This window comes from Paenibacillus vietnamensis, assembly GCF_020169515.1.
GTDB classification, from domain to species: domain Bacteria; phylum Bacillota; class Bacilli; order Paenibacillales; family Paenibacillaceae; genus Pristimantibacillus; species Pristimantibacillus vietnamensis.
Window position 1 is genome coordinate 1 of record NZ_JAHMHW010000050.1, and the last position, 291, is coordinate 291.

At 59.5% G+C, this 291-nt stretch carries 1 protein-coding gene; it reads right to left on the reverse strand.

Features of this window, described 5'->3' with window-relative positions; genetic code table 11:
• Window positions 1-291, reverse strand: a 291-nt coding sequence (locus KP806_RS27470; RefSeq protein WP_224726937.1) for a polysaccharide deacetylase family protein, incomplete at both ends; no start/stop codon positions are given.

Below are 291 nucleotides of genomic sequence, written 5' to 3' on the forward strand. Positions count from 1 at the left end.
TGTCCTTGTGGTGGCAGGTCGGATGCCATCTCAGCGGATCATCCGGCATGTGGAATCCTCCGTGGCTCTGGACAGTCCGGGCATATTCGATACCGAGCACCGGCAGCGACCGCACAACGCGGTCGTTGTAGGTGCCGAACGGATAACTCATGCCGCGTACAGGATATCCCGCAATCGCCTCCAGATTTCGACGGTCCGCGATCAGCTCCTCCGCAATCTGGTCGTCCGGAGACTGCTCCAGGAATGGATGCGTGACGGTATGGGCCGAAATCTCGTGGCCGCGAAATAAGT